Origin of the sequence: Streptomyces sp. NPDC086519 (genome assembly GCF_040686075.1) — a bacterium.
Taxonomy (GTDB): domain Bacteria; phylum Actinomycetota; class Actinomycetes; order Streptomycetales; family Streptomycetaceae; genus Streptomyces; species Streptomyces shenzhenensis.
Window position 1 is genome coordinate 128,439 of sequence record NZ_JBFBJL010000014.1, and the last position, 18,258, is coordinate 146,696.

General features: G+C 71.5%; 17 protein-coding genes. 16 read left to right on the forward strand and 1 reads right to left on the reverse strand.

Features of this window, described 5'->3' with window-relative positions:
• Nucleotides 1-6: 6 nt before the first annotated feature.
• The 12 genes from AB0P24_RS15965 (at nt 7) to AB0P24_RS16020 (ending at nt 11,916) form a co-directional block, all read left to right on the forward strand.
• Nucleotides 7-846: a hypothetical protein gene (locus AB0P24_RS15965; RefSeq protein WP_234533877.1), complete on the forward strand. Its 840-nt coding sequence runs from the start codon at nt 7-9 to the stop codon at nt 844-846.
• Entirely contained in the window at nt 843-2,150 is a 1,308-nt protein-coding gene (locus tag AB0P24_RS15970) for an ATPase, T2SS/T4P/T4SS family (RefSeq protein WP_365794241.1), read from the forward strand. Before AB0P24_RS15965 ends, AB0P24_RS15970 begins: the two co-directional genes overlap by 4 nt.
• Nucleotides 2,151-2,156: 6 nt before the next feature.
• Nucleotides 2,157-3,155, forward strand: coding sequence for a type II secretion system F family protein (locus AB0P24_RS15975; protein WP_365794243.1), 999 nt, complete (start codon nt 2,157-2,159; stop codon nt 3,153-3,155).
• On the forward strand, nt 3,152-4,072 hold the full coding sequence (locus AB0P24_RS15980; protein WP_365794245.1) for a type II secretion system F family protein: 921 nt from the start codon (nt 3,152-3,154) through the stop codon (nt 4,070-4,072). The genes AB0P24_RS15975 and AB0P24_RS15980 overlap by 4 nt, the downstream gene beginning before the upstream one ends.
• A gap of 59 nt (nt 4,073-4,131) precedes the next feature.
• Complete coding sequence (locus AB0P24_RS15985; RefSeq protein ID WP_181801646.1) at nt 4,132-4,383, forward strand: hypothetical protein; 252 nt, start codon at nt 4,132-4,134, stop codon at nt 4,381-4,383.
• A 52-nt stretch (nt 4,384-4,435) separates the two neighbouring features.
• The gene (locus AB0P24_RS15990; RefSeq protein WP_365794247.1) at nt 4,436-4,897 is read left to right on the forward strand and encodes a TadE family protein; all 462 of its coding nucleotides are present in this window, start codon (nt 4,436-4,438) and stop codon (nt 4,895-4,897) included.
• Nucleotides 4,898-5,317 carry a TadE/TadG family type IV pilus assembly protein gene (locus AB0P24_RS15995; protein ID WP_365794249.1) on the forward strand — a complete coding sequence of 140 codons (420 nt, stop codon included), beginning with the start codon at nt 4,898-4,900 and terminating at the stop codon, nt 5,315-5,317.
• Nucleotides 5,314-5,775 carry a pilus assembly protein TadG-related protein gene (locus AB0P24_RS16000; protein ID WP_365794251.1) on the forward strand — a complete coding sequence of 154 codons (462 nt, stop codon included), beginning with the start codon at nt 5,314-5,316 and terminating at the stop codon, nt 5,773-5,775. The genes AB0P24_RS15995 and AB0P24_RS16000 overlap by 4 nt, the downstream gene beginning before the upstream one ends.
• Nucleotides 5,776-6,180: 405 nt before the next feature.
• Complete coding sequence (locus tag AB0P24_RS16005; protein WP_365794253.1) at nt 6,181-9,141, forward strand: BTAD domain-containing putative transcriptional regulator; 2,961 nt, start codon at nt 6,181-6,183, stop codon at nt 9,139-9,141.
• Nucleotides 9,138-10,175: a prepilin peptidase gene (locus AB0P24_RS16010; protein ID WP_365794255.1), complete on the forward strand. Its 1,038-nt coding sequence runs from the start codon at nt 9,138-9,140 to the stop codon at nt 10,173-10,175. Before AB0P24_RS16005 ends, AB0P24_RS16010 begins: the two co-directional genes overlap by 4 nt.
• A gap of 84 nt (nt 10,176-10,259) precedes the next feature.
• Nucleotides 10,260-11,459, forward strand: a complete 1,200-nt coding sequence (mqnC, locus tag AB0P24_RS16015; protein WP_365794257.1) for a cyclic dehypoxanthinyl futalosine synthase — start codon at nt 10,260-10,262, stop codon at nt 11,457-11,459.
• Nucleotides 11,460-11,466: 7 nt separating this feature from the next.
• A complete protein-coding gene (locus tag AB0P24_RS16020) occupies nt 11,467-11,916 on the forward strand; it encodes a hypothetical protein (protein WP_365794259.1) in 450 nt (149 codons plus the stop codon).
• A gap of 144 nt (nt 11,917-12,060) precedes the next feature.
• Here the strand turns inward: AB0P24_RS16020 and AB0P24_RS16025 are convergent, their stop codons facing one another.
• The gene (locus tag AB0P24_RS16025) at nt 12,061-13,098 is read right to left on the reverse strand and encodes a chitinase (RefSeq protein WP_365794261.1); all 1,038 of its coding nucleotides are present in this window, start codon (nt 13,096-13,098) and stop codon (nt 12,061-12,063) included.
• A gap of 305 nt (nt 13,099-13,403) precedes the next feature.
• On the opposite strand from AB0P24_RS16025, the gene AB0P24_RS16030 reads away from it, so the two are divergent.
• The 4 genes from AB0P24_RS16030 to AB0P24_RS16045 are packed head-to-tail and all read left to right on the forward strand — an operon-like array spanning nt 13,404 to nt 18,245.
• Nucleotides 13,404-13,829: a hypothetical protein gene (locus tag AB0P24_RS16030; RefSeq protein ID WP_365794263.1), complete on the forward strand. Its 426-nt coding sequence runs from the start codon at nt 13,404-13,406 to the stop codon at nt 13,827-13,829.
• A gap of 22 nt (nt 13,830-13,851) precedes the next feature.
• Nucleotides 13,852-16,203: a glycosyltransferase gene (locus AB0P24_RS16035; RefSeq protein WP_365794265.1), complete on the forward strand. Its 2,352-nt coding sequence runs from the start codon at nt 13,852-13,854 to the stop codon at nt 16,201-16,203.
• A complete protein-coding gene (locus AB0P24_RS16040; RefSeq protein ID WP_365794267.1) occupies nt 16,200-17,525 on the forward strand; it encodes an acyltransferase in 1,326 nt (441 codons plus the stop codon). The genes AB0P24_RS16035 and AB0P24_RS16040 overlap by 4 nt, the downstream gene beginning before the upstream one ends.
• Before the next feature lie 24 nt (nt 17,526-17,549).
• Nucleotides 17,550-18,245 carry a demethylmenaquinone methyltransferase gene (locus tag AB0P24_RS16045; RefSeq protein WP_362747386.1) on the forward strand — a complete coding sequence of 232 codons (696 nt, stop codon included), beginning with the start codon at nt 17,550-17,552 and terminating at the stop codon, nt 18,243-18,245.
• Nucleotides 18,246-18,258 lie beyond the last annotated feature (13 nt).

Below are 18,258 nucleotides of genomic sequence, written 5' to 3' on the forward strand. Positions count from 1 at the left end.
CACCCCATGGCGCTCATCGCAATCGCCGCCGACAAGGGTTCCCCCGGCGTCACCACCGCGGCCGTCGCACTGGCCGCGGTCTGGCCGCGCCGGGTCCTGCTCGCCGAGGCCGACCCGGCCGGCGGCGACCTCGTCTACCGCAGTGCCGCCGCGCACGGCGGACCGCTCAACCCCAACACCGGCATGCTGTCCATCGCCGCCACCGCGCGACGCGGGCTCGTACCGGACCAACTCTGGGATCACGTCCAGCCGTTGAGCGGCGGTCTTGAGGTGCTCGTCGGCCTCGGGATCGCCGAGCACGCCGCCGGGCTCGCCGGGCTGTGGCCCACCCTCGGGCACGCCTTCGCCGCGCTCGCCGACTCCCCGAACGCCCCGGCGGACGTCATCGCCGACTGCGGGCGGATCAGCGGCGACACCCCGGCCGTGGAGATGTTCCCGCACGCGGCGCTCGTCCTGCTCGTCTCGCGGACCGAGCCCGAGGCGCTCGCCCGGGTCCGGGACCGGGCCGCGGCCCTCGCGCACAAGCTGCACGGCGGTCCGCGCGGTGCCGCCGCCCTCGCCACCCCGCTGATCGGTGTCGTCCTGGTCGCCGACCCGGCCGGCGCCGGCAAGCTGGTGGGCCAGGTCAACGACATGCTCGTGCACGCCCAGACCGGCGCCCGCGTGGTCGGCACCATCGCCGACGACCCGGCCGGCGCCGACCAGTTGGCCGGCCGCAAGCGCGGGCGCCTCGACAAGTCCCTGCTCATCCGTTCGGCCCGCAAGGTCACCGCCGACCTCCACCAGCAGTACGGCGCCGCCTGGTCCGTACCGACACAGGCGCCCCACGCGGGGGCCGGCCGATGACCGCTGTCGACCACCAGTTGGTCAAGCGGTTCCGGCAGGACGCCGGCGACCGTATCGCCGAGCAGCGCCGCCAGGACCAGGCGTCCGGCGTGACGCCGATGTCCACCGAGGACGAACGGCAGTACGCCCGTGCGGTCATAGCCCAGATCCTGGAGGAGTACGCCCGCGCGGAGATCAACGCCGGACGCACCCCGCTGGACGCGGAGACCGAGGAGCAGTACGCGGCCGCCGTGCACGCGGCGCTGTTCGGCGTGGGGCGGCTACAGCCGCTGCTCGACGACCCGGACGTCGAGAACATCGACATCAACGGCTGCGACCAGGTCTTCGTCGGCTACAGCGACGGCCGCGAGGCCGTCGGGGAGCCCGTCGCGGAGACGGACGAGGAGCTCATCGAGCTCATCCAGGTGCTCGGTGCCTACTCCGGTCTGTCGTCCCGGCCCTTCGACTCGGCCAACCCGCAGCTCGACCTGCGGCTTCCCGACGGCTCCCGGCTCTCCGCCGTCATGGACGTCACCCGGCGGCCCGCGCTGTCCATCCGTCGCGCCCGCATGGGCAAGGTGTTCATCTCCGATCTCGTCGGCAACGGCACGCTGACACCCGAGGTCGCGCACTTCATGGCCTGCGCCGTCCGGGCCCGCAAGAACATCATGATCGCGGGGGCGACGAACGCGGGCAAGACGACCCTGCTGCGCGCCCTCGCCAACGAGATCCCCCCGCACGAGCGGCTCATCACCGTCGAACGCGCCCTGGAACTGGGGCTCGACACCTTCCACGACCTGCATCCGAACGTCGTGGCGTTCGAGGAGCGGCTGCCCAACTCCGAGGGCCAGGGCGCCATCAGCATGGCGGAGCTGGTCCGCCGCTCGCTCCGTATGAACCCCTCCCGCGTCATTGTCGGCGAGGTCCTCGGCGACGAGATCGTCACCATGCTCAACGCGATGTCGCAGGGCAACGACGGGTCGCTCTCCACGATCCACGCCAACAGCTCCAGCGAAGTCTTCAACCGTATCTCGACGTACGCGCTCCAGGCCTCCGAGCGGCTGCCCATCGAGGCCAGCCAGATGCTGATCGCGGGCGCGGTGAACTTCGTCGTCTTCATCCAGCGGCGCAACAACTACCAGGCCGGCGGCCGTCTCCAGCGCATGGTCACCTCGGTGCGCGAGGTCAACGGCGTCGACGGCCGGGTGCTGTCCAGCGAGGTCTTCGCGGAGACACCCGACGGCCGGGTCGTACCGCATGCGCCCATAGCCTGCCTGGAGGACCTGATGGCCTACGGCTACCAGCCGCACGGGGCCTGGGGGTGACGTGACATGAACCTGGACTCTCTGGGCTCCATGGGCGGGCTCTTCTCCACCACGGTCCTCTACGCCCTCGGCTGCGGAGTCGCCGCCGGCGGCGGACTCGCGCTGCTGATCCTGGCGATCCGCGGGCTGCCCGCCAAGCCCGACCACGAGAAGCAGAAGGCCGACCAACGGGCCGCCGAGCTCATCCGGTTCGCCGGTCAGCGCGGTTCGCTGGCAGCCATCATCGGGCTCGCCGTGCTCCTGCTGACCCGCTGGGCGGTGGCCGGCATCGCCGCCGGTGTCCTGGTCTTCTTCTGGGACAAGCTGTTCGGCGGCGCGGCGGAGGAGCGGGCCGCGATGAAGCGCGTCGAGGCCCTTGCCTCCTGGACCGAGTCGCTGCGCGACACCATCGCCGGCGCGGTCGGCCTGGAACAGGCCATCCCGGCCTCGGGCCGTGCCGCCGCGCCCATCCTGCGGCCCCACCTCGACGCCCTCGTCGACCGGCTGCGCGCCCGCACCCCGCTGCCGGACGCGCTCCAGCACCTCGCCGACGAGATCGACGACGCGTCGGCGGACATCATCGTGGCCGCTCTCATTCTCAACGCGCGGCTGCGCGGGCCTGGTCTGCGCCAAGTGCTGGGCGCGCTCGCCAAGTCGGCCCGCGAGGAGGTCGACATGCGGCAGCGCGTGATGGCCCAGCGGGCGTCCACACGGCGCTCCGTCCAGATCGTCGTCGCCGTGTCGGTCGCCTTCGTCCTCGGCCTCGCCGTCTTCAACCGCGACTTCGTGGCGCCGTACGGCACCGCCGTCGGCCAGCTCGTACTCGCCCTGGTCTGCGGCCTGTTCGCGCTCGGCTTCTGGTGGCTGCGCAAGCTGTCCACCATCGAGACCCCGGAACGGTTCCTGGTCCGCGACCAGTCCTCCGTGCAGTTCGTACGACCGCCCCGCACCGTCCCCGGCGCACCGGGCGTGCCGGGCGCACCGGGCCAGCAACAGCTCCCCACCGAGGAAGGAGTCCGCCGGTGAACCTCACGATGCCGATCCTCGTCGGCGTGATCCTGGGTCTCGGCGTCTACGCCCTGATCCGCGCCCTGATGCCGTCCCGGCGCAGCGCGGTCGCGCAGGTCGCCCGGATCGACGCGATGCGGGCGCGCGGCGCGGCCTACGAGTCGGCGCGGCCGACGCAGGACACCGGCAGGTTCGGCTCGCTGCGCGCCGAAGTCGGTGCGCGGGTCGCCGAGTTCTACCGCCAGCAGGGCTGGGAACAGCGCTCGCTCCGCGCCGACCTCGCCGTCCTCGACCGCAGCTGGGAGAGGTTCCTGGCGACCAAGGTGCTGCTCGCGGCGGCCGGGCTGATCTTCGGCCCCTTCCTCTTCGCCGTCGTCTACACGATGGGCTTCGGGCGCAGCCCGGTCGTCCCGGTCTGGCTGGCCCTGGCCTGCGCGGCCCTGTTCTTCTTCCTGCCCGACCTGGAGGTACGACGGGACGCGGCCGAGAAGCGCCGGGACCTCAGGCGGGTCATCGGGGCGTACCTCGACCTGGTGTCGATGAGCCTCGCCGGCGGCCGCGGCCTCCCCGAGGCCCTGATGGCGGCCGCCGAGGTCTCCGACGGCTGGGCCAACCAGCGCATCCGTAACGCTCTCTCCGACGCCCGGATCACCGGCGTCAGCCAGTGGCAGGCGCTCGGCGCGCTCGGCGAGGAACTGGGTGTGGAGGAGCTGAAGGACCTGTCGGCCTCCCTCGCCCTGGTCGCGGACGACGGCGCCAAGGTCCGAGAGTCCCTCGCCTCCCGCGCCGAGACCATGCGCCACCGCGAACTCGCCGAGATCGAGGGCAGCGCGGGCGAGAAGTCCCAGTCGATGCTCGTCGCCCAGCTGCTGCTGTGCGCCGGCTTCCTGGTTTTCCTGATCTTCCCGGCGGCGATGCGGGTGTTCCAGGTGTGAGCTGACCCGAGCTGAATCGAGAACCTTCGCCAACTGCTGTTTCGAGAGGACAAGACATCATGAACGCACGGAACTTCAGCACCGGGATCCCTGCGGTGGACTTCCTGGTCACCTTCCTCCAGGGCCGTGTGCAGCGCGCCCGCTCCGGCGAACTCGACCGCGGTGCCTCCGCCGTCGAGTGGGTCATCATCTCGGCGGTCGTCGTGGCGATCGTCGGCGTGGTGGCCGCCATCATCAACGCCGCGCTGAGCGACGGCGCCAACAAGGTCGGCAACTGCATCAAGGGCGCCAACGCGAGCGGGACCTGCTGAGCGGGCGTACGGGTACTTCTACGGGGTGACGGGGATGACGGGGATGACGGGGATGTCTGTGGGCGTGAGCAGAGGCCCGGGCGGCTGGGTACGCCGCCGGGCGGCCGTCGCGCGCGGTGACTCGGCCGACTCGGGCATGACGGCCATCGAGTTCGTGTTCCTCACCCCCGTTCTCTTCTTCATGATCTTCGCGACGGTGCAGTTCGCGCTGTACTTCTTCGCCGACCACGTGGCCCAGGCGGCCGCCCAGGCCGGCGCCCGCAAGGCCCGCGCCACCGCCGACGCCGAACCCGGCGCCTGGCGCGGCGAGGCCCAGGACGTGGTCGACTCCTACATCAGCCAGCTCGGGCCGCAGCTCGTCCTGTCGCCCGACGTGAAGACGGTCCAGCCGGAACAGCACACGGTCGGCGTCGAGATCACGGCCCGCATCCCCACGGTGTTCCCCGGCCTGGACCTGACGGTGCACGCACGGTCCGCGGGGCCGGTGGAGCGTTTCGTGGAGGACGGGAACTAGATGCCCTCCGCAGCGCAAAGACTTCGGCACGACGACCGGGGGCTGTCGACCGTCGAGGTCGTCATCCTCGCCCCGGTCATGATCCTGTTCATTCTCGTCCTGGTCGCCTTCGGCCAGCTCGTCGACGGGCGCGGCGCGGTCGACGGCGCCGCGCGCGACGCGGCCCGCGCCGGGTCCATCCAGAAGGACCACGCCACGGCCATGACGGAGGCCCAGAAGGCCGCCGAGGCGGACCTCTCGGACGTCTGCTCCGGTCCGGTCTCCGTCGTCCAGACCAGCGCGGGCTTCGAGCCCGACTCCATCTTCACGGTCGAGGTGAGCTGCCAGGTGCGGGGCCTGGCCATGCTCGGCCTGGACATCCCGACGAGGCTCACCGCGAGCTTCTCCTCGCCGCTGGACCCCTTCCGGAGGGCAGCATGAGCCTTGCGGTGCTGCGCAGTTGGTGGACCGCGCGCCGGCTCCGTCTCGACGACCGGGGCTCGGGCGCGGGAGCGGTCATCATCTTCGCCCTGGTCTTCCTCACCCTGTCCGCGTTCGTCATCGACGGCGGCCTGTCCATCTCCAAGCGCGAACGGGCCGCCGACATCGCGGAACAGGCGGCCCGTTACGCGGCCCAGGACATCGACCTGGACAAGCTGTACGAGAACCAGGGCGGCGCCCCGATCAACTTCCAGGACTGCGACGCCCGGGTGAAGACCTTCGCCCGCGAGATGGACATGTCCACCGCCGACGTCGCCGGCACCCACTGCGTCTCCGCCGACGAACAACAGGTCCAGGTCGAGGTCCAGTTGACGTACGACCCCGTCTTCACCGGGATGTTCTACGGCGGCGCGATCGTGGTGCACGGCCAGGCGACGGCCGAGAACGAGGTCGGCTAGGCGCTCCGCCGGAAGGGCCGCGACGCGCCGTCGTACCGCCGCCGCACATGCGAACAGCCCCGACCGTGCGTGCGTGCGTACGGCCGTTGCCGTTGCCGTTGCCGTTGCCGTGCTGGGCTGGGCTGGGATGGGCAGGTGTCGTCGGGCGGAGTGTGCGGATCCGGGTCGGCCGGCCTCACCGGACGGGGGTTGTGCGGGGTGTGTGGAGAGAGCGTGTGCAGGGTGGGCCTCGGCAACTCCGGCGAATCGGGAACCGGTTGGGGAAAGCGGAGGATTCGGGCGGTCGTTGGCCGTTCTCCCCCTTCGACGCTGTCGGTGCCAGTCAATAGGATCGGCAGGGGGACTTCGGCTGGCTCGATGTGCCCCCGGCCCACTCCTTCCACACACGACCACGGGACACCCGCCATGGCGCGACGCGGCACATCAAGCTCGACGGGAAGACCGACGGGGACCAGTCCGTCCGGTCCGCGGAACCGGACCCCGCAGCCGGTGCGGCTGCGCCGGCGCACGTTCGGGGACGTCGTCAAGGCGTTCCTCGCCTTCGTGGTGCTGCTCGTCCTCGTCGTGGGCGTCCCCGGCGCCCTCGCCGTGACCGTCGGCTGGCCCCTGCCGCGCAGCGCGCCCAGCATGGACTGGCTGTCGCAGCCGATCGACGTCCAGACGTTCCTGTACGCGCTGACGGTCGTCGTCTGGCTGGCCTGGGCCCAGTTCACGGCCTGTGTGCTCGTGGAGGTCAAGGCCGCCGTCTCCGGTGTCGGCCTGCCCGGCCGGGTCCCCGGCGCCGGCCCCAGCCAGCTGCTCGCCCGGCAGCTCGTCGCCGCGCTGCTGCTGGTCGGCGCCACCGCCGCCAGCCTCACCCCGGGCCTCTCGCAGCTCGGCCACAGCCTGGAGGGCAACCAGAAGGGCACGGTGGCCACCGCGCAGGCGACCCCCGGCATCCTCGCCCAGCAGCAGGAGCAGGCGAAGAACACCGCCGCCGCCCTCGCCGAGCAGGCCAGCCAGGTCTCGGCCCAGGCCGAACAGGGCTCCACCGCCACGCACGGCGCGACGAAGTACTACCGGATCCAGCCGCCCGAGGGCCGCCACCACGACTCCCTGTGGGAGATCGCGCAGCGCCACCTCGGCGACGGCCGCCGGTACAAGGAGATCTACGAGCTCAACAAGGACCGCATCCAGCCCGACGGCTCCCGGCTCTCCGAGGCCAGCCTGATCCGGCCCGGCTGGATCATGGAGATGCCCGGCGACGCGCACGGCGGCGAACTCGTCGAGAACCCCGACGCGCATGTCTCGCCGGAGGTCCGGCAGCAGATCGGCGACTACGCGAGGACCGGCGACCACGCCCAGCACCAGCAGGAGCAGGGCGGCGGGCAGCACGCCGGCGAGGAGGGCGCCACCGCGCAGATCACCGTGCCCAGCCCGCGCCAGAGCGGCGGCACCGGTGCCCCCGCCGCGCACGCTCAGGAGAGCTCCGGGCACTCCTCCTTCGGCCTCCCCGAGGCTCTGCTCGGCGCCCCCCTCCTCGCCGCCGGCCTGCTCGCCGCCCTCGGCCGCCGGCGCCGGCAGGCCCTGTGGCAGTCGGCGCTCGGTGCCGTCGGCGGCCGCCGCGGCATGGAGCCGCCCATCCCGACCGGCGACGCCCAGGACGTGCAGGACGCGCTGCTGGTCGGCGCGGACCCGGACGGCGTACGCCTGCTCGACCGGTCGCTGCGCGGACTCGCCGCCGCCCTCACCGCCGAGTCCCGCTCCCTGCCCGTCGTCTACGCGGCCTGGCTCAGCAACGGCGATCTGCATCTCCAACTGGCCCAGCCGGCCGGCAAACCCCCGGCGCCCTGGCAGCTCGGCCAGGACCAGACGTTCTGGACGCTGTCCCGCGCGGACGCCGAGCGCTACGAGGACACCGACGCCGCCGCGCCGTACCCCGGGCTCGTCAGCCTCGGCACGATGGACGACTCGCGGCTGCTGCTCAACCTGGAGGCCGTGCCCGGCATCGTCTCGCTGAGCGGCCGCGAGGCCGACCGGGCCGCCGTGTTCGCCTCGGTCGCCGCCGAACTCGCCACCAACGGCTGGTCGGACCGTATGACCATCACTCTGGTCGGCTTCGGCGCGGAGCTCACCCCGCTCGCCCCCAACCGGCTGCGCCATCTCGACGACGTGGAAGCGCTGTTCGAGACGATGGAGGCCGAGACCCGGCAGCGGCGCGGCGCGTTGGGCGCCGCCGACCACCACTCCGTCCTCACCGGCCGGACCGGGCCCGCCCAGCACACCCGCTGGGCCCCGAACCTCGTCCTCCTCGCCGGCCGGCCGTCCGACCAGGACGCCCTGCGCCTGGCCGAACTCGCCGCCGATGCCAGCCGACTGGGCATCGGCTACCTGGTCGGCACCGAGAGCGGCGACCTGCCCGGCGCCGCCTGGGCGATGGAGATCACCCCGGACGGCAGGCTCCTCGCCCCGCTCCTCGGCCTCGAACTCCAGGCCCAGCTGCTGCCCGCCGTCCAGCAGCGCGCGGTCGTCGAACTCTTCGTGGAGGCCGACCCCGAGCGCGACCCGGACGGGCCCACCACCACCCCGCCGTTCCTCGTCGACATCAGCGAACAGGGCCGTCCCGCGGTGTACGCGCGGCTCGTCGGGCCGTACGAGATCATCGGTCTGGACACCCCCGACGGGGAGCGCAGCGCCCTCCTCCACGAGGCCCTGGCCCTGCTCCTGCTGCACCGCGAGGGCGTGCACCCGCGCGTACTGTCGTCCGCGCTGTGGCCGCGGGGCGTGACGGAGGACGTCCGCGACGCCCTCCTGGAGCGGCTGCGCGCCTGGCTCGGCACCGACCCCGACGGCAGCCCCCGGCTGCGCACCGACGCGGCCGGCCGCCTCACGCTCGCCAAGTCGGTCGTCTCCGACCTGGACGTGCTGCGCTCCCTCTACCACGAGGCCACCCAGGGCAAGGGCGTCGACAGCCGCGCGGTCCGCGGCCGTCTGCTCACCGACGCGCTCGTCCTGGTGCGCGGCCCACTGCTCGCCGATCGTGCGGAGGGCCGCTACCGCTGGCTCACCCACGAGATCATCGACGCTCAGCTCCCGCTCCTGGTCGCCGACATCGGCCTCGCACTGTCCGCGTTCCACCTGGAGAAGGACCGTGCGGAGAAGGCGATCGAGGCGCTCGGCGCGGCGCTGAGGACGGCCCCGGCGGACGAGCGCCTCTGGAACGAGCTGCTGCGCGCCACGCACGCCACCGGCGACCCGGACCGGCTGCGCGCCCTCGCCGCCGACCTCGTCGCCCGCAGCGGCGCGCGCGGCCTGCCCCCGCGCACCGAGGCGCTCCTGGACGAACTCCTCCCGGCCTGGCGCGACGGCGCCGCCGCGACCGGATGACCGCCCTGGACCTCGCCCTCCCGGCCGCCGCCGCCCTCTGGGGCGCGACGGCCGGCGCCCTGCTGCCCCGCGCCGCGTACCGCTTCTCGGTGCCGGCGGGGGAGGAGTGGCGCAAGGCGTGCCCCGGCGGGCATCCGATCCGGGGGTGGCTGGGCCGGGGGGTGTGCGAGCAGTGTGCGCGGGGCGCGGACCCTCAGAACGCGCGGGGGGTGCCGTCCGACCAGAACGCGCGGGGCGTGCTGTCCGACCAGAAGGCGCGCGGGGTGCTGTCCGACGGCGGAGCCGCTGCCGCCGACGGCGAGGACGACCGGGAGGGGCCACCCGCGCCTGACAACGCGACCCGCACCGGTGCTGCGGGCGGGAACACCGAACCGGCAACCACCGACGAAGCCGCAACCACCGACGAATCGGCAACCACCGACGAAGCCGCAACCACCGACGAAGCCGCACCTGCCCCCCGCGCCACCAGCCGGGCCCCTCGCGCCACCGCCCGCGGCCCCCGCGCCACCTCCCTCGCCCTCGCCACCGCCCTCGTCTGCGCGGCCCTCGCCCTGGCCACCGGCGCGCGTCCGGAGCTGGCCGTCTGGCTGCTCCTGGCTCCCGTCGCCGTACTGCTCGCGGTCGTGGACTTCCGGGTGCGGCGGCTCCCCGACCCGCTCACCCTCCCCCTCGCGACCGCCGCCCTCGCGCTCCTCGGGGTCGCCGCCCTGCTCCCCGAGCACGCCGGCGACTGGCTCACCTCCCTCTACGCGGCCCTCGCCCTCGGCGGCGGCTACTTCGTCCTCTTCCTCGTCAACCCCGGCGGCATGGGCTTCGGCGACGTGAAGCTGGCCCTCGGCACGGGCGCCGTCCTCGGCTGGTACGGCTGGCCCACCCTGCTGCTGGGCACCTTCGCCGGCTTCCTGCTCGGCGCCCTGTACGGCGGTGCGCTCGTCGTCCTGCGGCGGGCCGGGCGCAAGACGGCGATCGCGTTCGGGCCGTTCCTGATCGCGGGGGCGTTCGCGGGGCTGCTGGTCGGCGCGTACACGGCCTGAGGCCGGGCCGTTCGAAAGGCGGACGCGGGGCTGGCGTAGGCTGGTTCGGTCCGTCCACAAGCCATTTCGAAAGGGACGCGCCCGGTGACCGAGAAGGCCGATCTCCAGTCCGTCCTCGACCGTGCCGCTGCCGGTGGGCGGATCACCCCGGAAGAGGCGCTCGACCTCTACCGCGACGCCCCGCTGCACGCGCTGGGCGCCGCCGCCGACGCCGTACGCCGCCGCCGGTACGCGGGCACCGAGCACATCGCGACGTACATCATCGAGCGGAACATCAACTACACGAACGTGTGCGTCACGGCCTGCAAGTTCTGCGCCTTCTACGCGGCCCCCAAGGACACCGCCAAGGGCTGGACCCGCGACCTCGACGACATCCTGCGCCGCTGCGCGGAGACGGTCGAGCTGGGCGGCACCCAGATCATGTTCCAGGGCGGCCACCACCCCGACTACGGCGTCGAGTACTACGAGAAGCACTTCAAGGCGATCAAGGACGCGTTCCCGCAGCTGGTCATCCACTCCCTCGGCGCGTCCGAGGTCGAGCACATGGCGAGGATCTCCGGCGTCTCCGTCGAAGAGGCCATCACCCGCATCCACGAGGCCGGCCTGGACTCCTTCGCGGGCGCCGGCGCGGAACTCCTTCCCGCGCGCCCCCGCAAGGCCATCGCGCCCCTCAAGGAGAGCGGCGAGCGCTGGCTGGAGATCATGGAGACCGCGCACCGGCTGGGCGTGGAGTCCACGTCCACGATGCTCATGGGCACCGGCGAGACCAACGCCGAGCGCATCGAGCACCTGCGCATGATCCGGGACGTCCAGGACCGCACGGGCGGCTTCCGCGCCTTCATCCCGTACACCTACCAGCCCGAGAACAACCACCTGAAGGGCCGCACCCAGGCCACGCTCTTCGAGTACCTGCGGATGATCGCCGTAGCCCGTGTCTTCCTCGACAACGTCGCCCACATCCAGGGCTCCTGGCTGACCACGGGCAAGGAGGTCGGCCAGCTCTCGCTCCACTACGGCGCGGACGACCTCGGCTCGATCATGCTGGAGGAGAACGTCGTCTCCTCGGCCGGCGCCAAGCACCGCTCCAACCGCCTGGAGATCATCGACCTGATCCGCAAGGCGGGCCGCGTCCCGGCGCAGCGCGCCACGACCTACGAGCACCTGGTCGTCCACGACGACCCGGCGAACGACCCGGTCGACGAGCGGGTGATGTCCCACATCTCCTCGACGGCGATCGAGGGCGGCACCGCGCACCCCGAGCTGAAGCTCCTCACCTCCAACTGACGCACCGGTGGAGACGATTCACGCGGCGGACCGGGTCTTCGTCACCTGGGACGCCGAGCCGATCGAGAACGGCGCCGTGCTGGTGGCGACCGACCGGATCGCCGCGGTCGGGACGTACGACGAGCTGCGCGCACGGTTCCCACGGGCGAGGCTCCGCACCTGGCCGGGTGCTCTGGGCCCGGCCCGCGTCCACGACGGCCCCCTCCCGGCCGCCCCGAGCCCGCGGGAGCGGGTGCACGCGGTGCTCAAGCGGGGAGCGGCGGCGGTCCTGGAGCGGTACGCCGACTCGCCCGAGCTGCGGGCGGCGGCGGACCGCAACGACGTGACGGTTCTTCCGGACCCGCCCCCGAAGCCGACGATCGTGCGGTCCGGCCGGGCCGACCTGGCGGTGTTCGACGGGGCGGGGGAGTGCATCGCGACCGTGTGCGCGGGCCGCCTTGTGCACAGACGGCGATAGGTGCGGCCCCTTCAGGGGCGCGGGGTGCTGTCCATGTGCGCTCCGCCGCGTGGGCGCGACCAGCCACGTACCAACCCACGCACCACCCTCGCACCAGCCACGTACCAACCCACGCACCACCCACGTACGACCCGCGCCGCGCACTCAGCCGGCGAAGGCCTTCCCGAACGCCCCCGGGCTCTGGCTCACCCCACTGCAGTCCGTCGCCGCGTCATCCTGCGAAGCCGTCCCGCTCTCACACGGCGCATCCCTGAACGTCGACCACATCGACACCCAAGCGATCCCCTCCTCCTCCGCGAACGCCCGCACATCCGTCGCGTCGGACAGCGAGAACGTCTCCCCGTCCACGTCGTTCACCCCGATCATCGAGGTCAGCGCCATCCCGCCCCACGCGCCCGCGTCCGACAGCCCGAACACCTTCTTCAGCTGCGCGTGCGCGGCCTTCGCCGAGGTGACCGCGTAGTCGCCCATGTCCCCGTCGTACGACTCGCCGTAGTTCATGGTCATGATGTTGACCGTCGAGACCTGCACGTCGTACTTGTTGGCGGACTCCAGCAGCGCGAGGCCGCCGGAGTCGAGCCCCGACGGCATCACGGGCAGGGTGAAGGAGACCTTCAGGTCCGGCCGTTCCTTCTGGAGCCGCGCGATCGCCTGCGACCGCAGGGCGACCGAGTCCGCGTCGGTCAGCGTGTCGCCCTCGATGTCGAAGTCGGCTTGGGAGGAGCCCGCGGCGTCCAGCGCGGCGCCGTACGCGGCGGCGAGTTTCGACGCGCTGGAGCACGTCGTCGCCAGCTCCTTGCCCGAGGCGCCGCCGAAGGAGACCCGGACCGTCGCGCCGTTCTCCTTCAGCTTCGAGATCCGTGACGTCACGGCCGAACTGCCGATCGCGTCCGTCCCGTTCCAGGCCGGGGTGCAGCTGCTGCCGTCGGCGATCACGAAGGCGAGGTTGTACGTCGAGGGCGCCCCCGCGGCGTCCGTGTCGGCGGCCTCCGTCGCGCTGACGTAGGGCGCGTACGCCGTGCTGGACACGTCCGAGCCGTCGGCCTCGCCCGCCGAGGCCGACGCCTTCTTCGACGGTGCGGGCGCCGCGTCCGACGTGCCGTCGGAGCCCGAGGAGCACCCCGTGACTGCCATGGCAAACAGGCAGGTAAGCCCGGCAGTCGACCTGAGGAAACTCCGCATTTAGATGCACCCGCTCTCGTGATGTGTGTCTCAAGCTCGAAACAAAGCCTGATTCAAGAGGAAAACGTCTCACACGGTCATGGTGTTCACCGGTTCGGTCAATACATGGAAACCTCGTGGAACAAAAGGCGTGAAACGGGTGAATGGTGCGGGGTGAAAGGGATGTTCAGGCTGTTTCTCCCTCGCGACGGCTGCCGCAGTCGTTCATGGAATCTCTCAGCGAAAGGACAGGGAAAGGGGATTCTCATGGGTGCCTCACATGAATCACGAAGACGATCACATAAAGCCTGCCTAATGTCCGGGGAATGCAATCCGAGCCTGCCATCGAAAGCCGCGCCGCGGGGCGCGGTCGCCGCCGCAAACAAGGCAACGGGTCTGTTGAGGGGCCCGTCTTCGTCGATTCCTCCGGGCGCCGGTCCAAGGTGCTGCGACGCGTCGGCCTCCTCCTCGGCGTCGTCTGCCTCGCCTACACGGGAGTGCTCGGCGCCGCCTTCATGGGCTGGGGAACCTCGCTGACCCCGGACTCGCTGATCCCGGACTTCTCGCGGGCCGGCAACGTTCCCGGTGGCGAGCGCCCGCAGGGCGGCATCGGCCGGCAGGCCGGCCTGCCCGGCGACCGCCCGTCGGCGACGTCCTCGACCACCGCAACTCCGTCCGCGACCCCGTCCGTGTCCGCAACCCCGTCCGCATCCGCATCCGCATCCGCATCCGCCTCCGGCACCGCCGACTGACCGGGAACGCAGGCCCTTTCCCATGACTGCACCGACGTCCGCACGCGGCCGCAGGCGCGCCCCCTCCCGCATCGAGCGGGCGGCGGGCAGGGCCGCGGCGCTGCAGAAACCACGTGTCATCCTCGCCCTGCTGCTCCTGCTGGCGCTGACCTGCGTGATGCTGCTCGACGGCTATCTGCGCGCAGAGGTCGGCGGCGACCAGCGGGTCCGCACCGGCGCCGGCTCCGGCAAGGTGCCGGACAAGGTCCTCGACGGCGGCCCGATCCTCACCTTCCGGGGCGGGCAGGCGACCACTGTCTCGGTCCCCTCCAAGACCATCGCCCTCACCTTCGACGACGGCCCGAACCCGACCTACACCCCCCAGGTCCTCAAGATCCTCGAACAGTACGACGTGCCCGGCACGTTCTTCCTGGTCGGGTCGATGGTGTCGCGCTACCCGAGCATCGTGAAGACGATGGTCCAGCAGGGCAACGAGGTCGGCATCCACACGTTCACGCACGTCGATCTGTCGTACCAGAGCGACGCCCGGATCAACCGCGAGATGGAGCAGACGCAGCTCGCGCTGGCGGGCGCGGCCGGCATCACCACGACCCTGTTCCGCGCGCCGTACTCCTCCGAGACGGACGCCATCGACAACTACAGCTGGCCGGTCTACAAGAAGCTCGGCAACGAGGGCTACACCAGTGTCTTCGTCGACACCGACAGCGACGACTGGAAGAAGCCGGGCGTCTCGAAGATCGTCAAGTGGGCCACACCGAGCGGCACCAAGGGCGCGGCGGTCCTCTTCCACGACGCCGGTGGCGAGCGCTCGCAGACGATCAAGGCGCTGCCGCAGTACATCAGGAAGATGAAGGCGAAGGGTTACACCTTCACCACCGTCAGCGGCGTCATCGAGAAGCGGAACGCCGCCAGCCGGCAGGCCGCCGCCACAGACACCGGCGCGACCGGCCAGACGACCGGCCGGACCAGCACCGGCGTCACCGACACCGGCGTGGCCGGAACCGGAACCGGAACCGGCTCGGGCACGGGTACGGGGACCGGAGCCGCCACCGTCTCCCGCCTGCAGGCCGCCCACCGCACGGCCACCGGCATGACCCTCTACGAGGGCAAGTCGCTCATCGTGGCGGTCGCGATAGCCGAATGGGCCCTCCCCGTCCTCTCCGGCCTGCTGTTCGTCGTCGGCGTCGCGGTGATGGGCCGCTTCGGGATGATGCTGCTCATCGCCCGCCGCCACTACAGACAGCGCAACAGACGCCGCTTCAGCTGGGGTCCGACGGTCACCCGGCCGGTGAGCGTGATCGTCCCGGCGTACAACGAGAAGGAATGCATCGCCAACACCCTGGAGTCGCTGGCGCGGAGCACCCACCCGATCGAGATCATCGTCGTCGACGACGGTTCCACGGACGGTACCTCCGAGATCGCCCGCGGCGCCGCCGACAAGCTCGGCATGGCCAACGTCCGGGTCATCCGCCAGGAGAACGCGGGCAAGCCGGCCGCCCTCAACAACGGGGTGCGCAACGCCAGTCACGACATAGTCGTGATGATGGACGGCGACACGGTCTTCGAGCCGGAGACGGTACGGCACCTCGTGCAGCCGTTCGCCGACCCCGAGGTCGGCGCGGTCGCGGGCAACGCCAAGGTCGGCAACCGCGACACGATCATCGGCGCCTGGCAGCACATCGAGTACGTGATGGGCTTCAACCTCGACCGGCGCATGTACGACCTGCTGCGCTGCATGCCCACCATCCCCGGCGCCATCGGCGCGTTCCGCCGCGAGGCGGTGCTCCAGGTGGGCGGCATGAGCGAGGACACCCTCGCGGAGGACACCGACATCACCATCGCCATGCACCGCGCGGGCTGGCGGGTCGTCTACCAGGAGCACGCCAAGGCCTGGACGGAGGCGCCCGGTTCGCTCAAGCAGCTGTGGTCCCAGCGCTACCGTTGGTCCTACGGCACCATGCAGGCCCTGTGGAAGCACCGCAAGTCCCTCACCGACCAGGGCCCTTCGGGCCGCTTCGGCCGCGTCGGCATGCCCCTGGTCGTCCTCTTCCAGATCGTCACACCGGTCTTCGCCCCGCTCATCGACGTCTTCACGGTCTACTCCATGATCTTCGTCGACTTCGAGGCGGCCCTGCTGGCCTGGCTCGCCGTCCTCGGCATCCAACTGGCCTGTGCGGCCTACGCGTTCCGCCTCGACAAGGAGAAGTACCGTTACCTCGCCATGATGCCGCTGCAGCAGCTGGCCTACCGCCAGATGATGTACCTCGTCCTCATCCACTCCTGCATCACCGCCCTCACCGGCGGCCGCCTGCGCTGGCAGAAACTCAAGCGCACCGGCGAGGTCGGCACCCCGGCGGGGGTGGGCGGCCGATGACCTGGGACCAGCAGAACCCGTACCAGCAGAACCCGTACCAGCAGAACCCGTACCCGCAGGGCTGCGAGGGCTACGAGGGCTACGGCTACGGCCCCTACGCCGGCGGGCAGCAGTACGCCCAGCAGCCGTACCCACAGCCACAGCAGTACGTCGACCACAGCCACCCCCCGGCGGCCGAGCAGACGGCACGGCTGCCGCCGGCGGAGCCGGATACGACCGCTGTGTCCACGACTCCGGGCACCGAACACGCCGGCGCCGAGGAGTCCGCCCCGAACCCGCGGCCCGGCAAACCCGCAAGGGACCGTTACTTCGACACCCTCAGGGCCGTCGCCCTCATCCGCGTCGTCACCTACCACACCTTCGGCTGGGCCTGGTGCGGCATGGTGTTCCCCTCCATGGGCATCATGTTCGGCCTCGCCGGCACCCTCATGGCGAAGTCCCTGGAGCGCCCGGCGCCGAAGGTCGTCAGGAGCCGCCTCCGCCGCCTGCTCCCGCCCTTCTGGTTCTGGGGCTTCTTCGTCGTCCTGGCGATGCTGGTCCACGACTGGATGCCGGGCTGGCAGATCGTCTACTGGATCGTGCCGCTCGGCGACCCGCCGGGCAACGCGTGGGGCACGCAGGCCTGGGAGATCCTCTGGTACCTGCGCACCTACCTCTGGTTCGTCCTCCTCTCCCCGGCCCTGCTGTGGATCTTCCGCAAGGCCCCGGTGCCGGTCCTCCTCCTCTCCCTCGCCCCGATCCTGGTCCTGAACTTCGTCTGGTCGGGCCCGGACAACCGGTTCGGCTCCGCCCTGTGGGACCTGTCGACGTACCTCTTCTGCTGGATCCTCGGCTTCGCGCACCGCGACGGCGTGCTTCAGCGGATGCGGCCGGCCCTGGTGGTCGTGGGCTCGCTCGCCGCCGTCGGCTACGGCGGCTGGTACGCCTTCTCGCACCAGGCCGACTTCGGTACCTACGACCTGGACGAGAACCCCCTAGCCCAGGCCTTCTGGTCGGCCGGTTTCGTGATGCTGCTGATGTGGGCGAAGGCCTACTTCACGATCGACTTCGGCTGGCTGGCCCGCTTCAGGAAGCTCGACCGGACGGTCACGATCTTCAACGCCCGCGCGGTGACGATCTACCTCTGGCACGAGATCGCCCTCGTCCTCGCGGTCCCGCTGATCGACCAGATGTGGAACGTCCCCGCGTTCGAGAAGTGGCTCCCGCTGGACAGCCAGTGGTTCATGTTCGGCGTCGGCTGGATCCTGATCGCGGTGTTCATCGTGGCGTGCGGCTGGGTGGAGGACGTGGCCGCGAAGAAGAAGCCGAAGCTCGTCCCCTGAGGGCGTGCTGCAAGAATGGCGAGCGTGACCCGCGCCTCCCTGAACAAGCAGCCGCACGAAGTCGCCTCGATGTTCGACGACGTGGCGGAACGGTACGACCTGACCAACGACGTCCTCTCGCTCGGCCAGGACCGGCAGTGGCGGAAGGAGGTCGCCAAGGCGGTCGACGCGCGCCCCGCGCAGAAGATCCTGGATCTGGCGGCCGGCACGGGCACCTCCTCCCAGCCGTTCGTCCGGGCCGGTGCCTACGTCGTGCCCTGCGACTTCTCCCTGGGGATGCTCCAGGTCGGCAAGCGGCGCAACGCCTGGATGCCCTTCACCGCGGGCGACGCCACCCGGCTGCCGTTCGGGGACGACACCTTCGACGCCGTGACGATCTCCTTCGGGCTGCGCAACGTCCAGGACACCGACGCGGCCCTGCGCGAGATGTACCGGGTGACGCGGCCCGGCGGCCGGGTCGTGATCTGCGAGTTCTCACATCCGACCTGGGCGCCCCTGCGGACCGTCTACACCGAGTACCTGATGCGCGCCCTGCCGCCGGTCGCCCGTGCGGTCTCCTCCAACCCGGACGCCTATGTCTACCTCGCCGAGTCCATCCGCGCCTGGCCCGACCAGCCCGCCCTGGCCGGACGGCTGCGTGCGGCGGGCTGGTCGAAGGTGGCCTGGCGCAACCTCACCGGCGGCATCGTCGCCCTGCACCGGGGCTTCAAGGAGGCCTGAGCCCCGACCGGGG